This window comes from Streptomyces sp. NPDC047130, assembly GCF_040643475.1.
Classification (GTDB): domain Bacteria; phylum Actinomycetota; class Actinomycetes; order Streptomycetales; family Streptomycetaceae; genus Streptomyces.
Map to the genome: position 1 here is coordinate 17,997 of NZ_JBEYUK010000020.1, position 19,253 is coordinate 37,249.

The 19,253-nt window shown below is 73.2% G+C and carries 17 protein-coding genes, 1 tRNA gene and 1 pseudogene; 9 read left to right on the top strand and 10 right to left on the bottom strand.

All coding sequences use genetic code 11. The annotated features are described in order from the left end of the window. Window positions 1–4 precede the first annotated feature (4 nt). From ABZ836_RS22245 to ABZ836_RS22255, 3 genes are all read right to left on the bottom strand, one after another. Window positions 5–1,504: a Stp1/IreP family PP2C-type Ser/Thr phosphatase gene (locus ABZ836_RS22245; protein ID WP_356136517.1), complete on the bottom strand. Its 1,500-nt coding sequence runs from the start codon at window positions 1,502–1,504 to the stop codon at window positions 5–7. 174 nt (window positions 1,505–1,678) lie between these two features. Further along, on the bottom strand, window positions 1,679–2,200 hold the full coding sequence (locus ABZ836_RS22250; protein ID WP_356136519.1) for an FHA domain-containing protein: 522 nt from the start codon (window positions 2,198–2,200) through the stop codon (window positions 1,679–1,681). Window positions 2,201–2,210: 10 nt separating this feature from the next. Then, the gene (locus ABZ836_RS22255) at window positions 2,211–3,104 is read right to left on the bottom strand and encodes a DUF3662 and FHA domain-containing protein (protein WP_356136521.1); all 894 of its coding nucleotides are present in this window, start codon (window positions 3,102–3,104) and stop codon (window positions 2,211–2,213) included. Between the two features lie 630 nt (window positions 3,105–3,734). Here ABZ836_RS22255 and ABZ836_RS22260 point away from each other — a divergent pair. The 4 genes from ABZ836_RS22260 to ABZ836_RS22275 all read left to right on the top strand — a co-directional run bounded on the left by ABZ836_RS22260 (window position 3,735) and on the right by ABZ836_RS22275 (window position 7,156). Continuing rightward, window positions 3,735–3,821: transfer RNA gene (locus ABZ836_RS22260), tRNA-Leu, on the top strand. A 206-nt stretch (window positions 3,822–4,027) separates the two neighbouring features. Further along, window positions 4,028–5,467, top strand: a complete 1,440-nt coding sequence (locus ABZ836_RS22265; protein ID WP_361144703.1) for a DUF2252 domain-containing protein — start codon at window positions 4,028–4,030, stop codon at window positions 5,465–5,467. 471 nt (window positions 5,468–5,938) lie between these two features. Next, entirely contained in the window at window positions 5,939–6,772 is an 834-nt protein-coding gene (locus ABZ836_RS22270; RefSeq protein ID WP_361144706.1) for a hypothetical protein, read from the top strand. Between the two features lie 54 nt (window positions 6,773–6,826). After that, window positions 6,827–7,156: a rhodanese-like domain-containing protein gene (locus tag ABZ836_RS22275; RefSeq protein WP_356136674.1), complete on the top strand. Its 330-nt coding sequence runs from the start codon at window positions 6,827–6,829 to the stop codon at window positions 7,154–7,156. 239 nt (window positions 7,157–7,395) lie between these two features. Here ABZ836_RS22275 and ABZ836_RS22280 read toward each other — a convergent pair whose 3' ends face one another. Genes ABZ836_RS22280 through paaA form a run of 5 tightly spaced genes read right to left on the bottom strand, consistent with a single transcriptional unit; the run spans window position 7,396 to window position 11,141 of the window. After that, complete coding sequence (locus ABZ836_RS22280; protein WP_361144709.1) at window positions 7,396–8,547, bottom strand: 2Fe-2S iron-sulfur cluster-binding protein; 1,152 nt, start codon at window positions 8,545–8,547, stop codon at window positions 7,396–7,398. Continuing rightward, complete coding sequence (paaD, locus tag ABZ836_RS22285; RefSeq protein ID WP_356136527.1) at window positions 8,547–9,116, bottom strand: 1,2-phenylacetyl-CoA epoxidase subunit PaaD; 570 nt, start codon at window positions 9,114–9,116, stop codon at window positions 8,547–8,549. Before paaD ends, ABZ836_RS22280 begins: the two co-directional genes overlap by 1 nt. Then, window positions 9,110–9,835 (bottom strand): 1,2-phenylacetyl-CoA epoxidase subunit PaaC, encoded by a 726-nt coding sequence (paaC, locus tag ABZ836_RS22290; protein WP_361144713.1) that lies wholly within the window; start codon window positions 9,833–9,835, stop codon window positions 9,110–9,112. The genes paaD and paaC overlap by 7 nt, the downstream gene beginning before the upstream one ends. Beyond that, complete coding sequence (gene paaB, locus ABZ836_RS22295; protein WP_356136531.1) at window positions 9,832–10,119, bottom strand: 1,2-phenylacetyl-CoA epoxidase subunit PaaB; 288 nt, start codon at window positions 10,117–10,119, stop codon at window positions 9,832–9,834. The genes paaC and paaB overlap by 4 nt, the downstream gene beginning before the upstream one ends. Further along, complete coding sequence (paaA, locus tag ABZ836_RS22300) at window positions 10,116–11,141, bottom strand: 1,2-phenylacetyl-CoA epoxidase subunit PaaA (RefSeq protein WP_361144718.1); 1,026 nt, start codon at window positions 11,139–11,141, stop codon at window positions 10,116–10,118. The genes paaB and paaA overlap by 4 nt, the downstream gene beginning before the upstream one ends. A 221-nt stretch (window positions 11,142–11,362) precedes the next feature. Between paaA and ABZ836_RS22305 the strand changes: the two genes are divergently transcribed. The 3 genes from ABZ836_RS22305 to ABZ836_RS22315 all read left to right on the top strand — a co-directional run bounded on the left by ABZ836_RS22305 (window position 11,363) and on the right by ABZ836_RS22315 (window position 14,376). Continuing rightward, entirely contained in the window at window positions 11,363–12,043 is a 681-nt protein-coding gene (locus tag ABZ836_RS22305) for a DUF5819 family protein (protein WP_361144721.1), read from the top strand. Next, window positions 12,040–13,410 (top strand): HTTM domain-containing protein, encoded by a 1,371-nt coding sequence (locus ABZ836_RS22310; RefSeq protein WP_361144724.1) that lies wholly within the window; start codon window positions 12,040–12,042, stop codon window positions 13,408–13,410. The genes ABZ836_RS22305 and ABZ836_RS22310 overlap by 4 nt, the downstream gene beginning before the upstream one ends. Before the next feature lie 198 nt (window positions 13,411–13,608). After that, window positions 13,609–14,376 carry a TrmH family RNA methyltransferase gene (locus ABZ836_RS22315; RefSeq protein ID WP_356136539.1) on the top strand — a complete coding sequence of 256 codons (768 nt, stop codon included), beginning with the start codon at window positions 13,609–13,611 and terminating at the stop codon, window positions 14,374–14,376. A 54-nt stretch (window positions 14,377–14,430) separates the two neighbouring features. Here ABZ836_RS22315 and paaN read toward each other — a convergent pair whose 3' ends face one another. Then, on the bottom strand, window positions 14,431–16,167 hold the full coding sequence (gene paaN / locus ABZ836_RS22320; protein WP_361144727.1) for a phenylacetic acid degradation protein PaaN: 1,737 nt from the start codon (window positions 16,165–16,167) through the stop codon (window positions 14,431–14,433). A 150-nt stretch (window positions 16,168–16,317) separates the two neighbouring features. On the opposite strand from paaN, the gene ABZ836_RS22325 reads away from it, so the two are divergent. Then, entirely contained in the window at window positions 16,318–17,832 is a 1,515-nt protein-coding gene (locus ABZ836_RS22325; protein ID WP_361144731.1) for a 3-hydroxyacyl-CoA dehydrogenase, read from the top strand. 12 nt (window positions 17,833–17,844) lie between these two features. Further along, the gene (locus ABZ836_RS22330) at window positions 17,845–18,429 is read left to right on the top strand and encodes a TetR/AcrR family transcriptional regulator (protein ID WP_356136545.1); all 585 of its coding nucleotides are present in this window, start codon (window positions 17,845–17,847) and stop codon (window positions 18,427–18,429) included. Window positions 18,430–18,569: 140 nt separating this feature from the next. On the opposite strand, the pseudogene ABZ836_RS22335 reads toward ABZ836_RS22330, so the two are convergent. Further along, window positions 18,570–19,070 (bottom strand): annotated as a pseudogene (locus ABZ836_RS22335) (Lrp/AsnC family transcriptional regulator); the annotation flags it as partial. Window positions 19,071–19,253 lie beyond the last annotated feature (183 nt).

Here is a 19,253-nt window from a genome sequence, read left to right on the forward strand (position 1 = left end):
TTGCCTACTGATCGCCGCACAGCGAGACCAGCTTCTTCTCCTCCTCGGAGAGGCTGGGGCCGGGGCTGGGAGCGGACGACGTGTTCTCGGACGGGGACGGGCTGCCGGCCACCGCGTCCGGGTTGGTGGCCTCGGCGTTCTCCTCGGGCTTCTTCGGCGCGGGGTTCCGCTCCTCGGCCGCCTGCTGCTCCTCCTTCTTGCGGCAGGCGGTGGCCTGGGTCTTCAGCTCCTCGAGCTTCTCGACCGCCTCGTCCCGGCCGCCCTCGGCGATGGTCGCCTCGACCTTCTTCTGCTGGTAGGCCGGCAGGTACTTGAGTTCGATCTCGGGGTGGTCCTTCTCCACCTTCGAGAGCGAGACCGGTCCCAGGGTCTGGTTGATGCCCCGGTAGAGCGCGACGTGCTCGTCGTTGGTGCCGATGTAGAACTGCGTCTGCGTCCAGCGCCAGCCGCCGTAGAGGCCGCCGCCGATCACGCCGAGGGCCAGCACCGTGTAGAAGGATCTCTTCAGCCAGCGGCGTCCCTTGCGGGGCTTGGTGAGGTCCTCGTCGGTCCAGTCGCCGAAGTTCGCCTCGCCGGAGGGCAGGTAGCCGGTGTCCCCGCTGCCGGGCGGGCCGAACTGGCCGCCCTCGCCGCCCTGGGCGGGCACCTGGCGGCCCAGACCGGCCGCGCGGCCGGCGGGCGTCTGCATGGCGCCGTTGTCGTTGCTGACCTGGTTCTCGGCGACCGCGCCGACCACCACGGGGGTGTCCGACAGGCGAGCCCCGGCGAGCGTCTCGCCGGTGTCCAGGTCCAGGACGTCGGCCACGATCACGGTGATGTTGTCCGGGCCGCCGCCGCGCAGCGCGAGCTGGATCAGCTCCTGGACGGTCTCCTCGGGGCCCTGGTAGCTGGCGAGGGTGTCCTCCAGGGTCTGGTGGGACACCACGCCGCTCAGGCCGTCGGAGCAGATCAGGTACCGGTCGCCGGCCCGCACCTCGCGGATCGACAGGTCGGGCTCGACGTGGTCGCCGCTGCCCAGCGCGCGCATCAGCAGGGAGCGCTGCGGGTGGGTGGTGGCCTCCTCCTCGGTGATCCGGCCCTCGTCCACCAGGCGCTGCACCCAGGTGTGGTCCTGAGTGATCTGGGTGAGGACGCCGTCCCGCAGGAGGTAGGCGCGGGAGTCGCCGACGTGCACCAGGCCGAGGCGCTGGCCCGTCCACAGCAGGGCGGTGAGCGTGGTGCCCATGCCCTCGAGGCGGGGGTCCTCCTCGACCATGATCCGCAGCTGCTCGTTGGCGCGCTGCACGGCCGTGCCGAGGGAGGTGAGGATGTCGGAGCCGGGCACGTCGTCGTCCAGGGCGACGATGGTGGAGATCACCTCGGAGGAGGCCACCTCACCGGCGGCCTGGCCGCCCATGCCGTCGGCGATGGCGAGCAGGCGGGGACCGGCGTAGCCGGAGTCCTCGTTGCCCTCCCGGATCATGCCCTTGTGGGATCCGGCGGCGAAGCGCAGTGACAGACTCATGCGCACCTCGCCCGTCGGCTGTTGCCCCGTCGGCTGCTGCTGCCCCGTCGGCTGCTGCTGGGAAAGCCGCAGCCGGTCGTGTCGAGCCACCCTGCCCACCCTCCGGTCGGGAGCGCGCCGGCGTCCTGGGTGGGGACTGGTGCCGCGTGCTCGCTCCGCTCGCTCATTCTCGTACTACTTCCGCAGCTCGATGACGGTCTTGCCGATGCGGATCGGCGCGCCCAGCGGGATCGGCACGGGGGTCGTCAGCCGGTTCCGGTTCATGAACGTGCCGTTGGTGGATCCGAGGTCCTCGACGATCCACTGACCGTCGCGGTCCGGGTAGATCCTGGCATGACGGCTGGACGCGTAGTCGTCGTCCAGCACGATGGTGCTGTCGTGCGCGCGGCCGAGGGTGATGGTCTGCCCCTGCAGCGCGACGGTGGTACCGGTCAGGGTGCCCTCGGTCACCACCAGCTTGGTCGGGGTGTTGCGTCCGCGGCGGCCTCCCGCGGCGGCCTGGCGGCCCTGCGGAGCGGGCGCCGCGGCCTGGCGGCCGGGCCGCTCGGCGGGCCGTCCGACCTCCCTGCGGGCGCCACGCTGGGTGACCCGCACGCCGAACAGGTCACTGCGGATGACCTGCACGGCCACGATCACGAACAGCCACAGGACGGCCAGAAAACCCAGCCGCATGACCGTGAGGGTCAGCTCTGACATTGCCCCCGCTTCACCCTTCGGCTTGCCGGTAAATGATGGTGGTGCTGCCCACGACGATCCGCGAGCCGTCGCGGAGCGTAGCGCGGGTGGTGTGCTGCCCGTCCACCACGATGCCGTTGGTGGACCCCAGGTCCTGGATCATGGACGGGTTCCCGGTGTGGATCTCGCAGTGCCGGCGCGAGACGCCCGGGTCGTCGATGCGCACGTCCGCCTCGGTGGACCGGCCGAGGACCAGCGACGGGCGCGAGATCTGGTGGCGGTTGCCGTTGACCTCGATCCAGAAGCGGGTGCGCGCGCCGGCGCCGGGGACGGCCGCCGGACGGGCGGCCGCGGGCGGGTAGCCGTAGCCGCCGGGGGCGCCGGGAGCGCCCATGCCGGGCGGCGTGGAGGGCATCGGGGGCGGCGGCACGGCCGCTCCCGGCCGGCCTCCGGGGCCCGGGTAGCCGTAGCCGCCGGGGGCCGCGCCGCCCGCCGGGCCGGGGTGCGCCGGGTTCGGGTGGGCCGGGCCGCCGGGGCCCTGCTGGTCCGTGGTCCCGGCGAGGGTGCGGCTGCGGACGCGGTACAGGCCGGTGTCCAGGTCGTCGGCCTTGGACAGGTGGACCTTGATGGGGCCCATGAACGTGTACCGCTGGTGCTTGGCGTAGTCGCGCACCATGCCGGCCAGCTCGTCGCCCAGCTGGCCCGAGTACGGGCTGAGCCGCTCGTAGTCGGGTGTGCTGAGTTCCACGATGAAGTCGTTGGGGACGACGGTGCGGTCCCGGTTCCAGATCGTGGCGTTGTTGTCGCACTCGCGCTGCAGCGCTCCGGCGATCTCCACGGGCTGGACCTCGGCCTTGAACACCTTGGCGAAGGTGCCGTTGACCAGACCTTCGAGACGCTGCTCGAACTTCTTCAGGACTCCCATGGGGCACCTCCTCCGTCCCAGTCGCCGGCGTGCTCGCCGTACGGCCTGTCCTGCTTCCGGTACTGCTTCCGGTACTGCTTACTGATCGTATCCACGCGGCAGTGAATCGCCTGGTTCCCCCTGTCGCCCCAAGTCTGGCTCCGTGCGGCCCTCGCCCCCGGCCGTTCGGACCGACTGCGCTGACTGCGAAGGTTCCCTGCGAAGTCCGCCTTCGAACTTGCTCGGCGGGTCTTGCCGTGTCCTGCTCTTCAACCGCTACTGCCGGGTACCGCCCCTGGATCGTACGGGCGCTCCCCGACCAGTGTCCCGCACCTGTGGACGGAGCGGTCTCCTCTGCGGGGAGGAGGGGCTGACCGGTACAAGGTTGATACGTAAACCAGTCTGTACGCCTGGAGGGTGAGGGGCGCGGTGGCGAGGTGGCGAGGGCGGGGTGGGAGGGGTTGGGACGGGGGCGGTGGTGCGGCGGTGTGTGCGGTGGTGAGGCGTCCGTGTGTCAGGGGCGGGCTGTCGGCGGGGTTTGGATCATGGACGGAAAGCGATGTGAATCCACCCCACGGGGCGTGCTAATGTTCTGCATGTCGGAAGGCGGCGGCACCGAAAAGGAGCCGGAGCCGGAAGGCAACACCCAATGCGCGGGTGGCGGAATAGGCAGACGCGCTGGATTCAGGTTCCAGTGCCCGCAAGGGCGTGGGGGTTCAACTCCCCCCTCGCGCACCACGACGAAACGGTCGTCATCGGAAACGATGGCGGCCGTTTCGCGTTGCCCGGACCCGACCCTGTTGTGGGGAATGCCACGGCGGTAGCGTCGCGCCATTCGCTTGTTCGGCGGCGCGTGGGGAGGCGGTCCGGTGACCGGAACCGGGACGGAGACGGGGACGGGGACGGGGACGGGGACGGGGACGGGGACGGAGGCGCGTACGGCGGTGCCGGCCGCGCGGGGGCAGGGCGGTGGCGCCGTGGGCGGTGGTCTCCCGCGGGTGCCGGTGGTGCGCGGGTTCGCGCCCCGGTCGGCGCCCGGTGGCGAGGGCGGGGCGAAGGCGCGGGGCAAGGCACTGCGCCGCTCCACGCCCCGGGCCGAGCACGCGCGCCTGGACCTCGACCCCGGACGGCCCGACGCGGTCGCGGCGGTCGAGGAGTCCGGCCGTGGCCGCATACCCGAGCTGACCCCGCTGCGGGTGGGACGCATGGCCGCCGGCCCGTTCGCCTTCCTGCGCGGCACGGCCGGACTGATGGCGTACGACCTCGCCCGCACCCCTGTGACCGGTGTCACCGCGCAGATCTGCGGCGACGCCCACGCCGCGAACTTCGGCCTGTACGGCGACGCCCGCGGCGGCCTGGTGATGGACCTCAACGACTTCGACGAGACGGTGCGCGGCCCCTGGGAGTGGGACCTGAAGCGGCTCGCCACCTCTCTGGTGCTGGCCGGCCGTGAGGCGGGCCTGAGCGAGGAGGGCTGCCGGGAGGCCGCCGGAGACGTGGCCGGGTCCTACCGGCGCACCCTGCGGCTGCTGGCCAGGATGCCCGCCGCGGAGGCCTGGAACGCCATCGCCGACGAGCGGCTGGTGTCCCACGCCGACGCCCGTGACCTGCTGGGCACGCTGGAGGCGGTGTCCGAGAAGGCGAGGTCCAACACCAGCGGCCGGTTCGCCGCCAAGTCCACCGAGGAGGCCCCGGACGGCGGACGGCGGTTCGTGGAGGCGCTTCCGGTGCTGCGGCGCGTGCCGGACGCCGAGGCGGCGGCGGTGGCGCTGGCGCTGGAGGGCTACGCGGAGACCCTGTCCGAGGACCGGCTGCCGCTGCTCGCCCGGTACGCGGTGCACGACGTGGCGTTCCGCGTGGTGGGCACCGGGAGCGTCGGCACGCGCTCCTACGTGGTGCTGCTGCTGGACCACCGCGGCGAGCCGCTGGTCCTGCAGGTGAAGGAGGCCCGCCCCTCGGCGCTGGTGCCGCACCTGGCGACCGCCGGAATCGGCACGCCGCCGGTGGAGCACGAGGGCCGCCGGGTGGTGCTGGGGCAGCGGCACATGCAGGTGGTCAGCGACGTCCTGCTCGGCTGGACCACGGTGGACGGCCGGCACTACCAGGTGCGCCAGTTCCGCAACCGCAAGGGCAGCGTGGACCCCGCCGCGCTCGCCGCCGACCAGGTCGACGACTACGCGCGGATGACCGGGGCCCTGCTGGCCCGGGCCCACAGCCACAGCGCCGACCCTCGGCTGCTGGCCGGCTACTGCGGCAAGAACACGGAGCTGGACGAGGCGGTGGCCTCGTTCGCGGTGGCCTACGCCGACCGGATGGAGGCCGACCACGCGGATCTGGTGGCCGCGGTCAGGTCGGGGCGGATCGCGGCGGAGACGGGGGCGTAGTCAGGGGGGCGTAGTCAGGGCCTTTGCAGGGCTTTGACAGGGCCTTCGCCAGGGTCTCGGAGGGGGCCCTCCGGCTCGGTCCTGGCCGGACGGACGGGGGTGCGTGCATGGAGGTCCGTGCGGGATCGGGATGTGCGGTCCGGGGCCTCGACGGCGCTGGGGCGGCGGGGGTCCGGACCTGGACGGAACGGCGGGGTCGGTACGGCGCGGGCGGCTCCCGGCGGGGGCAATGCGGCGCGGGCGGCCGGCAGGGGCGGTTTCGGCGCGGGCGGCCTGGTGGGGGTGGTGCGGCGGGGGGCGGCCGACGGGGTCGAGACGGCTTGGGCGGCCCGCAGTCCGCAGCACCGGCGGGTGTGGCCCGGCGGAGTTGGTGCGGCGCGCAGGTGGCCCGGCGGGGGTGGCGCGGCGGGGGTGGCGGTCCTTGATCGGCTTGTGGGGCGCGGCACTTGGCGTGTGGCCTACGCTGGTCGGATGACCACCCCGGAAGCTGATCGGACTCCCGAGCACTCGGAGGGAGCCGCCGGAGCGGCTCCCCGTCCCGAGGAGCGTCTGGAGCGCGCCGTCACGGCCGCGGAGAAGGCGCTGATCGACTACGAGATCGCCGTGGAGACCTTCCGCGTCGAGATCGAGAACTTCTCCCGCCTGCACGAGCAGCGGCTCGGCCCGCTGTACGCGCGCCTGGAGGAGCTGGACGCCTTGATCGCCGAGGCCCGCGCGGCCCGCACCGGCGACCCGGAGGACCTGCGCCTGGCCCAGGAGGCCCGTGCCCGCCTGGCGCCCATACCCGGCGTGGAGGACCTGCTGCACGGCTGGATGGACGGCCAGGGGCTGTTCCCCGAGTCGGTGGCCATGCTCACCGACCGGAGCGTGCAGCCTCCGCCGCGGGTCCGGCCGGGGGAGGAGGCGCGCCGCCTCTACCGTGAGCTGGTCCGCAAGGCGCACCCGGACCTGGCGCAGGACGAGGGCGAGCGCGCGCGGCGTGACGAGTTCATCTCCCGGGTGAACGCCGCCTACGCGCGCGGCGACGAGGGGGCGCTGCTCGCCCTGCAGGAGGAATGGGCGGCGGGGCCGGTGCAGAAGCGCCGTGCCACTCCCGCGGACGAGCTGTACGCCCGCCTCGAGTGGCTCGCGGCCCGCAAGGACCTGCTGTCCGAGCTGGCGGGGAAGCTGGAGGAGAGCGCCATCGCCTCCATGCTGCGGCTGGCGCCGGACGACCCGGACGCGCTGCTGGACGACATCGCCCAGCGGCTCACCGGTGAGATCGCCGAGCGCGAGGCGGAGCTGGTGGCGCTGGGGCAGGCGTAGCCCGGACCCCGGGGGAGGTCGGGTAGCGTCGGGCGTATGAACTTCGGAGCTGGTGTGCCCACGGTGCAGGTCACGGACCTGAAGGACGGCGACTTCCTGCTGGACGTCCGCGAGGACGACGAGTGGCGGGCCGGTCACGCCGCCGGGGCGCTGCACATCCCCATGAGCGAGTTCGTGGCCCGCTACGGCGAGCTCACCGAGGCCGCGCCGCAGGACGGCCGGGTGAACGTCATCTGCCGGTCCGGCGCGCGTTCCGCCCAGGTCACCATGTACCTGACGCAGCAGGGCATCGACGCCGCGAACGTGGGCGGCGGCATGGGCGCGTGGGCCGCCTCGGGCCGGCCGGTCGTCGACGACGAGGGCAAGCCGGGCCAGGTCGTCTGACCCGGCCCGCGGCCCCCGGCCCCGACCTCCCGACCACCTGCCGACTGACTGACCGACCTGCCGACCTGCCGCCCGCCCGGCTGACCGGCCGGGCAGCCGGGCGGGCGGGCCGGCCCGCTCAGGATCGGTTCGTCGGGCGCGGTGGGCCGGATGTGTCCGTCCGGTCCCCGGCCGCGGCGTGGCCCGGCACCGCCTCCGCCCGCCGATGCGGGAGGCGGGCGGCCGGCCGTCCCTATCGGTTATCGGTCGAAGTCGAGCTCGACGCGCTCCGTCACCGGGTGCGACTGGCAGGCCAGGACGTATCCCGCATCCGTCTCCTCCGGCTCGAGGGCGTAGTTGCGGTCCATCCGCACCTCGCCGGAGACCAGGAAGGCCCGGCAGGTGCCGCAGACGCCGCCCTTGCAGGCGTACGGGGCGTCCGGGCGGTTGCGCAGCACCGCCTCGAGCAGCGACTCCCGCTCGGCCACGGCCCAGGTGCCGCTGCGGCCGTCCAGGCGGGCGGTGACCGAGGCCCGGGCGGGTCCCGCCGCCGCGCTGCCGATCGCGGCGGGCTTCGCCGCCTCGCCCGCCGCCGCTCCCCCGGTGTTTCCCGTGCCGGCGTTCTCCGGGCCGGCGTTCTCCGTCCCCGCGTCGTCCACGTGGAAGATCTCCTCGTGGACCCGGGCCCTCGGCACGCCGAGGCCGCGCAGCGCGCTCTCCGCCTCCCGGACCAGGCCGAACGGTCCGCACAGGTACCAGCCCGCCACGTCGTCGACCGGCAGCAGCGCCGGCAGCAGGGACGTCAGCCGTCCCCGGTCGAGACGGCCCGAGGGGAGGCCCGCCTCCTGCTCCTCCCGGGAGAGCGCCGTGACCAGCTGGAAGCGGTCCGGGTAGCGGTCCTTGAGGTCGGCGACCTCCTCGAGGAACATCGTCGACGCCGCCGTCCGGTCGCCGCGCACCAGGCAGAACCGGGCGTCGGGCTCCCGCTCCAGCAGGGTGGCGGCGATGGAGAGCACGGGGGTGATCCCGCTGCCGCCCACCACGGCCGCGTACCGGCCGGGCGCCGGCTCCAGCATGAAGCGGCCGGTGGGGGTGCCGACCTCCAGGGTGTCCCCGAGGTTGATCTCCTTGAACGCGTGGGTGGAGAAGACGCCGTCGGCGACCAGGCGGATGCCGATGCGCACCTCGCGGGGCCCGTCGGAGCCGGGGGCCGGGGCGGGGGAGCAGATCGAGTAGGTGCGGCGTATCTCGCGGCCGTCGGCGAGGTGACGCACCGGGACGTGCTGGCCGGGCGTGAAGCGGTAGAGCTCGCGGAGCTCCGCGGGGACCGCCAGGGTGAGCGCGACGGAGTCGTCGGTGAGCCGGTCGGCCCCGGTCACCCGCAGGGCGTGGAAGCGGGACGGACGCGCCATCACAACTCCTTGAAGTGGTCGAACGGTTCCCGGCAGGCCAGGCAGCGGCGGAGCGCCTTGCAGGCCGTGGACGAGAAGCGGCTGAGCAGTTCCGTGTCCGCGGAGCCGCAGAGCGGGCAGCGCACGGGGTCGTCCCCGGACCGCTCGCCGCCGGCCGCCCGCGTGGGGCCGAGGGAGACGGGCACCGGCCCGGCGCCGCGGCCGCCGGTGGAACGCGGCGGCGCGATGCCGGCGGCGTGCAGCTTGCGGCGGCCCTCGGCGGTGATGTCGTCCGTGGACCAGGCCGGGCCGAGCACCGTGCGGACCGAGACCTCGGGCACGCCGTGCTCGCGCAGCACGCGCTCTATGTCCGTGGCCATGGTCTGCACGGCGGGGCAGCCCGTGTAGGTGGGCGTCAGGTCGACCTCCACCGCACGGGGGCGGCCGTCCTCGGCGGCCAGCGTCCGCAGGGCACGGACCACGCCCAGCTCGGCCAGGGTGAGCATGGGCAGCTCCGGGTCCGGGACCGACCCCGCGAGCTCCAGCAGTTCCTCCTCGGCGGCGGTGAGCGGTGACGGGTCGGTCACCATGTCGCCCCCGGATGGCTGCGGTGCAGGTGCTGCATCTCGGCGAGCATCCGGCCGAAGGGCTCGGTGTGCACCCCCTGCCGGCCGAGGCCCGCCGACCAGACCGGGGACCGGGGGCCCTCCGGAAGGGTCAGCGTGGCCTGGTGGAGCACGGCGCCGACGGAGGTGAGCCACTCGGACTCCAGGCGGTCCAGGTCGACCTCCAGGCCCTCCACGGGCTGGAACAGCTCGCCGGTGTACCGCCAGAGGCCGTCGCAGGCGTCGGCCATCCGCCGGTGGCTCTCCTCGGTGCCGTCGCCCAGGCGCAGCGTCCACTGCTCGGCGTGGTCACGGTGGTAGGCCGATTCCTTGACCGCCTTGGCCGCGAGCTCCGCGAAGGGGCCGCCGCCCTCGGCCAGCCGGCTGTGGAGCAGGTGCTGGTAGGTGGAGAAGTAGAGCTGGCGGGCGATGGTACGGGCGAAGTCGCCGTTGGGCTGCTCGGCGAGCTGGGTGTTGCGGAAGGCGCGCTCGTCCCGGAGGAAGGCGAGCTCGTCCTCGTCGCCCACCATCGACAGCAGCAACCGGGCCTGGCCCAACAGGTCGAGGGCGATGTTGGCGAGGGCGACCTCCTCCTCCAGGACGGGGGCGTGCCCCCCCCACTCGCCGAGGCGGTGGGAGAGCACCAGGGCGTCGTCGGCCAGGGCCAGGGCCGCCGTCAGGGGGACCGTGGGAGCGGTTGTCACAGGTGCCGCACCCCTTCCGGGATCTCGTAGAAGGTGGGGTGCCGGTAGGGCTTGTCGGCGGAGGGCTCGAAGAAGGGGTCCTTCTCGTCGGGCGAGGAGGCCGTGATCGCCGAGGAGGGCACGACCCAGATGGAGACGCCCTCGTTGCGCCGGGTGTAGAGGTCCCGGGCGTTGCGCAGGGCGAGCTCGGCGTCCGGGGCGTGCAGGCTGCCGGCGTGGGTGTGCGACAGTCCTCGGCGGGAGCGGACGAAGACCTCCCACAGCGGCCACTCGCTGGTGCTCATCGGTCGGTCTCCTTCTCCGTGCCCGGGCTCGAGGCCTGCGGGGCGGGCTGCGGGGTGGGCCGGACGGCGTGCTTGCGGGCGTGGGCGGCTGCGGCCTCGCGGACCCAGGCGCCTTCCTCGTGGGCCCGGCGGCGCTGACCGATGCGCTGGTCGTTGCACGGGCCGTTGCCCTTGAGGACCTGCTGGAACTCGGACCAGTCGATGGCGCCGAAGTCGTGCTGGCCGCGCTCCTCGTTCCACCGCAGGTCCGGGTCGGGCAGCGTCAGGCCCAGGGACTCGGCCTGGGGGACGCAGATGTCCACGAAGCGCTGGCGCAGCTCGTCGTTGGAGAACCGCTTGATCCGCCAGTCCATGGACTGCGCCGAGTGCGCCGACTCCGCGTCGGGCGGGCCGAACATCATCAGCGACGGCCACCACCAGCGGTTCACCGCGTCCTGGGCCATCTCGTGCTGCTCGGGGGTGCCCCGGCTCAGGGCGAGCAGCAGCTCGTAGCCCTGGCGCTGGTGGAAGGACTCCTCCTTGCAGATGCGGACCATCGCCCGCGCGTAGGGGCCGTAGGAGCAGCGGCACAGCGGGACCTGGTTGGTGATCGCGGCGCCGTCCACCAGCCAGCCGATGGCGCCGACGTCGGCCCAGGTCAGCGTCGGGTAGTTGAAGATCGAGGAGTACTTCTGGCGGCCGCTGTGGAGCTTGTCCAGCAGTTCCTCACGGCTGACGCCGAGCGTCTCGGCCGCGCTGTAGAGGTACAGGCCGTGGCCCGCCTCGTCCTGCACCTTCGCCATCAGGATCGCCTTGCGGCGCAGCGAGGGCGCGCGGGTGATCCAGTTGGCCTCCGGCTGCATGCCGATGATCTCGGAGTGCGCGTGCTGGGCGATCTGGCGGACCAGCGTCGCCCGGTAGGCGTCGGGCATCCAGTCGCGGGGCTCGATGCGCTCCTCCGCCGCGACCGCCGCCTCGAACGCGGCCTCCAGTTCTTCGGGCGGTGCGGGACCGTCGGCCACCCGAACGGCTGCTGTCGCCATGGATCCCCCTCGGATACGTTCCGGGACGTCTGCGGATGTACCGCCCGACCGGCCTCCCGACCGATCGTTCGGTTAGTTCGATTCAATGGTGGGTCGGTACGCCGTAAGGTGTCAACCGCTGTGGAAAACCCCGGCATCCTGTTGTCCACAGGGGTGTCCTGGGGTCGCTGGGACTCAGTACGGTGCGTGCGAACGACCGGTACGGGGGAGACGGGGCGCGGATGGAAGCACACGAGGGCGGTTCTCCTCCCGAGGAGACGCATCCCCCGGCCGGAGTGGCGTCGCTGCGCCTGCCCTACCGGATCGCCGCGGCGGTGGCGCTGGCGGCGGTCGCGGGCCTCGCCTGCGTGCACCTCGGCATGGTGTTCCTCCACGTGGCGCCGTCGAACACGCTCAGCAAGCGGCACGCGGAGGCGGTGGACGACTGGATCTACCCCGAGTTCGAACAGAACTGGAAGCTCTTCGCCCCCAACCCGCTCCAGCAGAACATCGCCGTGCAGGTCCGCGCGGAGGTGAGGGCCGAGGGCGGCGAGGCCCGACAGGTCGGCTGGACCGACCTCTCCGCGGAGGACGGCCGGGCCATCGACGGCAACCCGGCGCCCAGCCACACCCAGCAGAACGAACTGCGCCGCGCCTGGGACTTCTACGTCTCCTCGCACGACGACGAGAACCGCGCGGTCGGCTCGCGGGGCCGGCTCGCCGAGGAGTACCTGCGACGCATCGTGGTGATGCGCCTGACCCGGACCCACGGGGCGGAGGTCGAGCGGATACAGATACGCTCCCGGACGCTGCAGGTGCCGCCGCCGTCCTGGAGCGGGGAGACCGCCGAGACGGAGCCGCGGTACCGGGTGCTGCCCTGGTGGAACGTGATCACGGACGACGCTCCGGGAGGCACCCGGTGAACCGTCCGGCCCTCGCCTTCGGAAAGCTGGTCTCCCGGGTCACCGACACCGCGCTCGGCCCGTACCAGAGCGCGGTCATACGGATAGGCTTCGCCGCCACCTGGCTGCTGTTCCTGCTGCGGGAGTTCCCGCACCGGCACGAGCTGTACGGGCCGGACGGCCCGTGGAGCTGGGAGCTCGGGGAGCGGCTGGTCGCGGACAACGGCGCGTTCACCGTGCTGCTGTGGACCCGCTCGGAGCTCTGGTTCGAAGCCGTGTACCTCTTCGCGATCCTGGCGAGCCTGCTGCTGGCGCTGGGCTGGCGGACCCGGACCATGTCGGTCCTCTTCATGGTGGGCGTGCTCTCGCTGCAGAACCGCAGTGTCTTCATGGGCGACGGCGGGGACAACGTCCTCCACCTGATGGCCGTCTACCTGGTCTTCACCCGGTGCGGGCAGGTCTGGTCCCTGGACGCACGCCGGGCGCGGCGCGACAGGAGCGGGGCGCCGGACGCGGCCCCGGACATGGCCGAGGACGCGGACCCGGACCGTGCCGACCGGGTGGAAGGCGCGGGGCGGCCGCGCACCGACCGGGTCGGGCCCCTGCTGTGGACGCTGTCCGGTCTGGTGCTGGTGCCGGCGACGGTGCTGGGCGCCTTCGACGGTGATCCTTTCGTCCCGCGCGTGCTGTGGGTGATGTGGATCGCGCTCGCCGTGCGGTGGGTCGTCGAGCGGCGGGCTCCGCGGTCCCAGGCGCGGATCCTCTCCGACGTGGTGGGCAACGTCGTCCACAACACGGCCCTGCTGGTGATCATGGCGGAGGCGTGCCTGATCTACGCCACGGCCGGCTGGTACAAGATCCAGGGGTCGCGCTGGCAGGACGGCACCGCCCTGCACTATCCGCTCCACCTCGACTACTTCTCGCCCTGGCCGGCGCTGGCCGAACTGCTCGCCTCCAACGGCACGATGGTGATGCTGATCACCTATGGCACGGTGGCGGTACAGGTCGCGTTCCCGTTCACCCTGTTCAACCGCCGGGTCAAGAACGTCCTGCTCGCGCTGATGATCACGGAGCACCTGGCGATCGCGGTGGTCCTGGGGCTGCCGTTCTTCTCGCTGGCGATGATCGTGGCCGACTCCGTGTTCCTGCCCACGACGTTCCTGCGGCGGATCGGCCGGGCCGCGGGTCGCACGACCGACCGCCTGCGGCCGAGGGGCAAGGAGAAGGCGGGGGTCCAGGGTCCCTGGTCCGGTCCGGAGGCCGCCACCGCCGCACCGGGCGCGACCGTGCCTGTGCCCGCGCAGGGCGGTGGTCCGGAGGGCCTTGGGGAGGGCAGCGGGGCGGGCGACGTCACCGAGCCGCCGAGGGACACCACCGCGCGGAAGTGACGGGAGCACCGCGGTACTGCGGTGCTGCCCCGCCTACACCTACACCTACCGCCTAACGCCCCCCGCCCACCGCACACCGGTACCGCTCCCTTTCGTCGACCCCCGCTCGCCGCCTGCTGACCGTGGTCCCCCGGCTCCTCCCGGCCCACCGCCCTTCGCGGGACGGAGGCCGGGGCGGTGCGCCTAGGCTTGCGGGTCGTGACCGCCCTCCCCGACATCCCGCGCGCCTGGCACCGCGCCGCCGAGGACCTGGTGCTCCTCGACGGCTTCCACGCGCTCAAGCACGCCCTCCGCTTCGGGGCCGCCGTGCCGATGGCCGTCGCGACCGACCGGGCCGCGGCGCTGGCTCTCGCCGACGACCTTGCCCCGGACGTCAGGGACGCACTCGAGGCGCTGCTGACCCAGGTGGACGACACGGTCTACCGGCACCTGGTGCCCCGGCCCCACCCGACGGGCGTGGCGGCGCTCGCCGAGCGACCGGACCGTGATGCGGGCCTGCGCACCCTGGGCACGCTCCCCCGCAACGCGCCCGTCGTGGTGCTGGACCAGCCTCGGAACCTCGGCAACGCGGGCGCCGTGGTCCGGCTCGCGGCCGGTTTCGGGGCGACCGGCGTCGTCACCACCGGACCCCTCGACCCGTGGCATCCCACCGTGGTGCGCGGCGGCGCGGGGCTGCACTTCGCCACTGTGGTGGAACGGCTGGACGTCGAGGAACTGCCGGCCGGGCCGCTGTTCGCGCTGGACGCCGAGGGGGACGACCTCCGCGACGTCAGGCTGCCGGACGACGCGGTGCTGGCCTTCGGGTCCGAGCGCAGCGGGCTCACGCCGGAGCTACGGGCCCGGGCCGACCGGCTGCTGGCGCTGCCCATGCGGCCCCAGGTGTCCAGCTACAACCTGGCCACCAGCGTGGCGATGACGCTCTACCACTGGAGCGCGCAGTCCCCCGCGGGACCGCCCGGCCCCTGACCGGGACCGCCGCCCGCGGGGCACCGGTGGGAGCCCCGCGGGCGGGCGTGATGCCTAGGCCTCGCGGCGGACCTCCACCGTGCGGAAGCGGTTGGCCACGAACGCGGCGTCGCACAGGGCCGCGTTGGCCGCCGGGTTGCCGCCCGAGCCGTGGAAGTCGGAGAACGCGGCCGTCTGGTTGACGAAGACGCCGCCCGTGAGGTTCAGGGAGAGCTGGGCGCACTCCTCCAGGCAGACCTCCTCGACGGCCCGCTCCACCTCGGCGGAGGTGGTGTAGGCGGCGACCGTCATCGCGCCCTTCTCGCGGACCGTGCGGCGCAGCAGCTCCACGGCGTCGTCCACGGAGTCCACGGCCACGGCGAAGGAGACGGGGCCGAAGCACTCCTCCAGGTAGGCAGGGTCCTCGTCGGACTTGGCGGCGTCGAGGCGGACCATCACCGGCGTGCGCACGACCGCGTCGGGGAACTCCGGGTGGGGCACCTCGCGCGAGGGGAGCACGACCTCGCCCAGGTCGGCGGCGGCCTCCAGACGCGCCTTCACGTCCGGATTGACGATGGCGCCGAGCAGCCCGGCCGCCCGGGCGTCGTCGCCCAGCAACTTGGAGACGGCGGCGGCCAGGTCGGCCGTCACCTCCTCGAAGGAGCGGTGGCCCTGGTCGGTCCCGATGCCGTCCCGCGGAATCAGCAGGTTCTGCGGGGTGGTGCACATCTGGCCGCTGTAGAGGGAGAGGGAGAAGGCGAGGTTGGAGAGCATCCCGCGGTAGTCGGCGGCCGACTCGATCAGCACCGTGTTGACGCCGGCCTTCTCCGTGTAGACCTGCGCCTGGCGTGCCGTGGTCTCCAGCCAGTCGCCGAAGGCGGTGGAGCCCGTGTAGTCGATGAGGCGGATCTCCGGGCGGACCGCCAGCGTCTTGGCCAGTCCTTCACCGGGCCGCTCGGCCGCGAGCGCGACCAGGTTCGGCTCGAAGCCGGCCTCGGCGAGCACCTCGCGCGCGATGCGCACCGTCAGCGCCAGTGGGAGCACGGCCCGCGGGTGCGGCTTCACCAGGACCGGGTTGCCGGTGGCCAGCGAGGCGAAGAAGCCGGGGAAGCCGTTCCAGGTGGGGAAGGTGTTGCAGCCGATCATCAGCGCGACACCGCGCGGCACGGCCGTGAACTCCTTGGTCAGGTGGAGCGGGTCGCGCTTGCCCTGCGGCTTGCTCCAGTCCGCGGAGCCGGGCACCCGGGTCTGCTCCTGGTAGGCGTAGGCGACCGCCTCGAGGCCGCGGTCCTGCGCGTGCGGGCCGCCGGCCTGCAGGGCCATCACGAAGGCCTGGCCGCTGGTGTGCATCACGGCGTGCGCGAATTCGTGGGTGCGGGCGTTGATCCGCCGGACGATCTCCAGGCAGACCAGGGCGCGCAGCCGCGGACCGGCCTCGCGCCAGCCGCGCATCCCCGCCCGCATGGCCGGCAGCAGCACGTCCACGTCCGGGTGCGGGTAGGTCACGCCCAGCTCGGGGCCGTAGGGGGAGGTCTCGCCGCCCACCCAGTCGTCGGTGCCGGGCTGGTCGAGCTCGAAGCGGCGGCCCAGCAGCGCCTGGAAGGCGGCCTGGCCCTCCTCGGCGGACAGGGTGCCGTTCTCGCCGTACGCCTTGGGGTGTTCGGGATGGGGCGACCAGTACGCGCGGGTCCGGATCGCCTTCAGGGCCTGGTCGAGCGTGGCCTGGTGGCGGTCCGTCAGCTCGGCGGCGGTCAGGCCGCCGTCGGTGGACGGGGACGCGGCGGGGACGTGCGCGGTCGGTGCGGTGGCCATGGGTGGACCCACCTCCTCCTCGGACCGGCTCCTCTTCGAACCGGCGCGCTGGGCAGGAACAGAAGGACAGGGCTAGAGTAACCGAACGATCGGTCGGGACAAGGGGGTCCGCCGCGGCTGTGGAAAACCCCGTGCGGGAGGATCGCGCTCATGACAGCACTCGACCTGAACAGCCCCGTGGCAGTAGTCGGTACCGGCACCATGGGCCAGGGCATCGCCCAGGTCGCACTGGTCGCCGGACACCCCGTCCGGCTCTTCGACGCCGCCCCCGGCCGGGCCGCCGAGGCCGCGGCCGCGATCGTGTCCCGTCTGGACAGGCTCGTCGAGAAGGGCCGTCTCCCCGCAGCCGACCGGGACGCCGCCCGGGACCGGCTGACCGCGGCCGACACCCTGTCCGACCTGGCCGGATGCGGTCTGGTGGTCGAGGCGATCGTGGAGCGCCTCGACGTCAAGCAGCAGCTCTTCCGGGACCTCGAGGAGGTGGTCGGCGAGGAGTGCCTGCTGGCCACCAACACCTCGTCCCTGTCCGTCACGGCCATCGGCGGCGCGCTGCGCCTGCCCGGCCGCTTCGTCGGGCTGCACTTCTTCAACCCGGCCCCGCTGATGCCGCTGGTCGAGATCGTGTCGGGCTTCGCGACCGACGCCGAGGCCGCCGGACGGGCCCTGGAGACCGCCCGGGCCTGGGGCAAGAGCCCGGTCTCCTGCGCCGACCAGCCCGGCTTCGTCGTCAACCGGATCGCCCGGCCGTTCTACGCCGAGGCCTTCGAACTGTACGAGACGGGCGCCGCCGACCCGGCGACCATCGACGCGGTGCTGCGCGAGAGCGGCGGCTTCCGGATGGGCGCCTTCGAGCTCACCGACCTGATCGGCCAGGACGTCAACGAGGCCGTCACCCGTTCGGTCTGGAAGTCCTTCTTCCAGGACGTCCGCTTCCGCCCCTCGCTCGCCCAGCGCCGCCTGGTCGAGTCCGGCCGTCTGGGACGCAAGTCCGGGCACGGCTGGTACCCCTACGCCGACGGGGTCGAGCGGCCCGAGCCGCGCACGGCCGGTCCCGAGGAGGCGCCCGGTCATGTCACCCTTCTGGGTGAGCTCGGCCCGGCCGCCGGGCTCGTCGAGCTGATCCGCGAGGCCGGCATCGAGGTCCGCACCGAGGACGACAGCTTCGCCGAGGAGGAGAAGGGCCGCCTGGTGCTCCCCGGCGGCGGCACCCTGGTCCTCGCCGACGGCGAGACGGTCGGCGAGTACGGCCCCGACCTGGTCTCCTTCGACCTTGCCCTGGACTACCGGACGGCCACCCGGATCGCCCTGGCCGCGGCCCCGGTCACCGCGCCGGACACCCTCGCCGAGGCGGTCGGACTCTTCCAGGCGCTGGGCAAGAAGGTCAGCGTGATCGGCGACGTGCCCGGCATGATCGTGGCCCGCACGGTCGCCCGCATCATCGACCTCGCCTTCGACGCGGTGGCCCGTGGCGTGGCCGCCGAGGAGGACGTCGACACCGCCATGCGGCTGGGCGTCAACTACCCGCTCGGCCCCTTCGAGTGGAGCCGCCGGCTCGGCCACGACTGGGCCTACGGGGTCCTGGACGCCGTGCACGAGCGGGAACCGTCCGGTCGCTGCGCCCCGTCCCTCGCGTCGCTGCGGCACGCGTTCGCCGCGGCGAAGTGACGGAGGCCTGCCATGACCACGCCCAAGCGCGACACCTACACGCCGGACTCGCTGCTCCAGGTGGCCGTCCAGGTGTTCAACGACCGCGGCTACGACGGCACGTCCATGGAGCACCTGGCCAAGGCGGCCGGGATCTCCAAGTCGTCGATCTACCACCACGTCTCCGGCAAGGAGGAACTGCTCCGGAGGGCGGTGAGCCGGGCGCTGGAGGGGCTCTTCGGCATCCTCGGTGAGCCGCGGGCCCAGGAGGGGCGGGCCGCCGACCGCCTGGAGTACGTGGTCCGGCGGATGGTCGAGGTGCTGATCGCCGAGCTTCCCTACGTGACGCTGCTGCTGCGGGTGCGCGGCAACACCGGGACCGAGCGGTGGGCGCTCGAGCGGCGCCGCGAGTTCGACCACCGGGTGGCGGAGCTGCTGAAGAACGCCGCTGCGGAGGGCGACGTCCGGGGCGACATCGAGGTGCGGCTGGCCACCCGGCTGGTCTTCGGCATGATCAACTCGATCGTCGAGTGGTACCGCCCCGACGGGCGCACCGGCGCCCGCCGGGAGATCGCCGACGCGGTGGTGCAGCTCGTCCTCACCGGCCTGCGCGGCTGACCGGGCGGCTCTCAGGCCCCCGGCGACGTGCCCGCGGGGTGCGCCGTGGCCTTTGCGCCCGGCGTGCCCGGCGTGCCCGGCGTGCCCGGCGTGCCCGACGCGCCCGTCGGGTGTTCCGCATCCGTGGTGCCTGCTGTGTTCTCGAGGTCCTCGACCTCGAAGACCAGCAGGGTCCGCGTGGAGAGCACCTCGGGCATGGAGTGCAGCCGGGTGAGGACCAGTTCCCGCAGCGTCCGGTTGTCGGGGGCGTGCACCAGCATCAGCACGTCGAAGTCGCCGCCCACCAGGGCCAGGTGCGACGCCCCCGGCAGGGAGCGCAGCCGCTCCCGCACGGTGCGCCAGGAGTTCTGCACGATCTTCAGCGTGATGTAGGCGGAGGTGCCCTGACCGGCCCGTTCGTGGTCGATCCGGGCGCCGAAGCCGCGGATCACCCCGTCCTCGATCAGCCGGTTGATCCGGGCGTAGGCATTGGCGCGGGAGACGTGCACCCGCTCGGCGACCGACCGTACGGACGCACGCCCGTCCTTCTGGAGCATCCGCAGAATGTCCTGATCGATGGCGTCCAGGGCCCTTCTGGGCGGCAGGGGGCGCGGTGGTCCTGCGGGTGCCGGCACGACTGCCTCCTGCGGGCCGTCGGCCATTTGTTCAGGTCGCATGGTCTCCCGACTCCCTCCCCTGGACACCGTGCCTCCATCTCAGGCTGTGGAGAACCGTTTGTCCACAGGCTGAAGCCGCCTGTAGCCAAATTGCGCCGACGACCGAACAATCGGTAGGTGAGGTGCGTCACATCCGGCGGGCCTCGTCAGCCACTCCCACGAGGAGGT

Excerpts from the sequence above, each read along its gene's own strand:
- ABZ836_RS22280 (WP_361144709.1), bottom strand. The coding sequence starts at position 8,547 with ATGGCGCGTCCGTCCCGCTTCCACGCCCTGCGGGTGACCGGGGCCGAC.
- paaN (WP_361144727.1), bottom strand. The coding sequence starts at position 16,167 with ATGGCCACCGCACCGACCGCGCACGTCCCCGCCGCGTCCCCGTCCACC.
- ABZ836_RS22255 (WP_356136521.1), bottom strand. The coding sequence starts at position 3,104 with ATGGGAGTCCTGAAGAAGTTCGAGCAGCGTCTCGAAGGTCTGGTCAAC.
- paaA (WP_361144718.1), bottom strand. The coding sequence starts at position 11,141 with ATGGCGACAGCAGCCGTTCGGGTGGCCGACGGTCCCGCACCGCCCGAA.
- ABZ836_RS22325 (WP_361144731.1), top strand. The coding sequence starts at position 16,318 with ATGACAGCACTCGACCTGAACAGCCCCGTGGCAGTAGTCGGTACCGGC.
- ABZ836_RS22330 (WP_356136545.1), top strand. The coding sequence starts at position 17,845 with ATGACCACGCCCAAGCGCGACACCTACACGCCGGACTCGCTGCTCCAG.
- ABZ836_RS22305 (WP_361144721.1), top strand. The coding sequence starts at position 11,363 with ATGGAAGCACACGAGGGCGGTTCTCCTCCCGAGGAGACGCATCCCCCG.
- ABZ836_RS22245 (WP_356136517.1), bottom strand. The coding sequence starts at position 1,504 with ATGAGTCTGTCACTGCGCTTCGCCGCCGGATCCCACAAGGGCATGATC.
- paaB (WP_356136531.1), bottom strand. The coding sequence starts at position 10,119 with ATGAGCACCAGCGAGTGGCCGCTGTGGGAGGTCTTCGTCCGCTCCCGC.
- paaD (WP_356136527.1), bottom strand. The coding sequence starts at position 9,116 with ATGGTGACCGACCCGTCACCGCTCACCGCCGCCGAGGAGGAACTGCTG.
- ABZ836_RS22270 (WP_361144706.1), top strand. The coding sequence starts at position 5,939 with ATGACCACCCCGGAAGCTGATCGGACTCCCGAGCACTCGGAGGGAGCC.
- ABZ836_RS22250 (WP_356136519.1), bottom strand. The coding sequence starts at position 2,200 with ATGTCAGAGCTGACCCTCACGGTCATGCGGCTGGGTTTTCTGGCCGTC.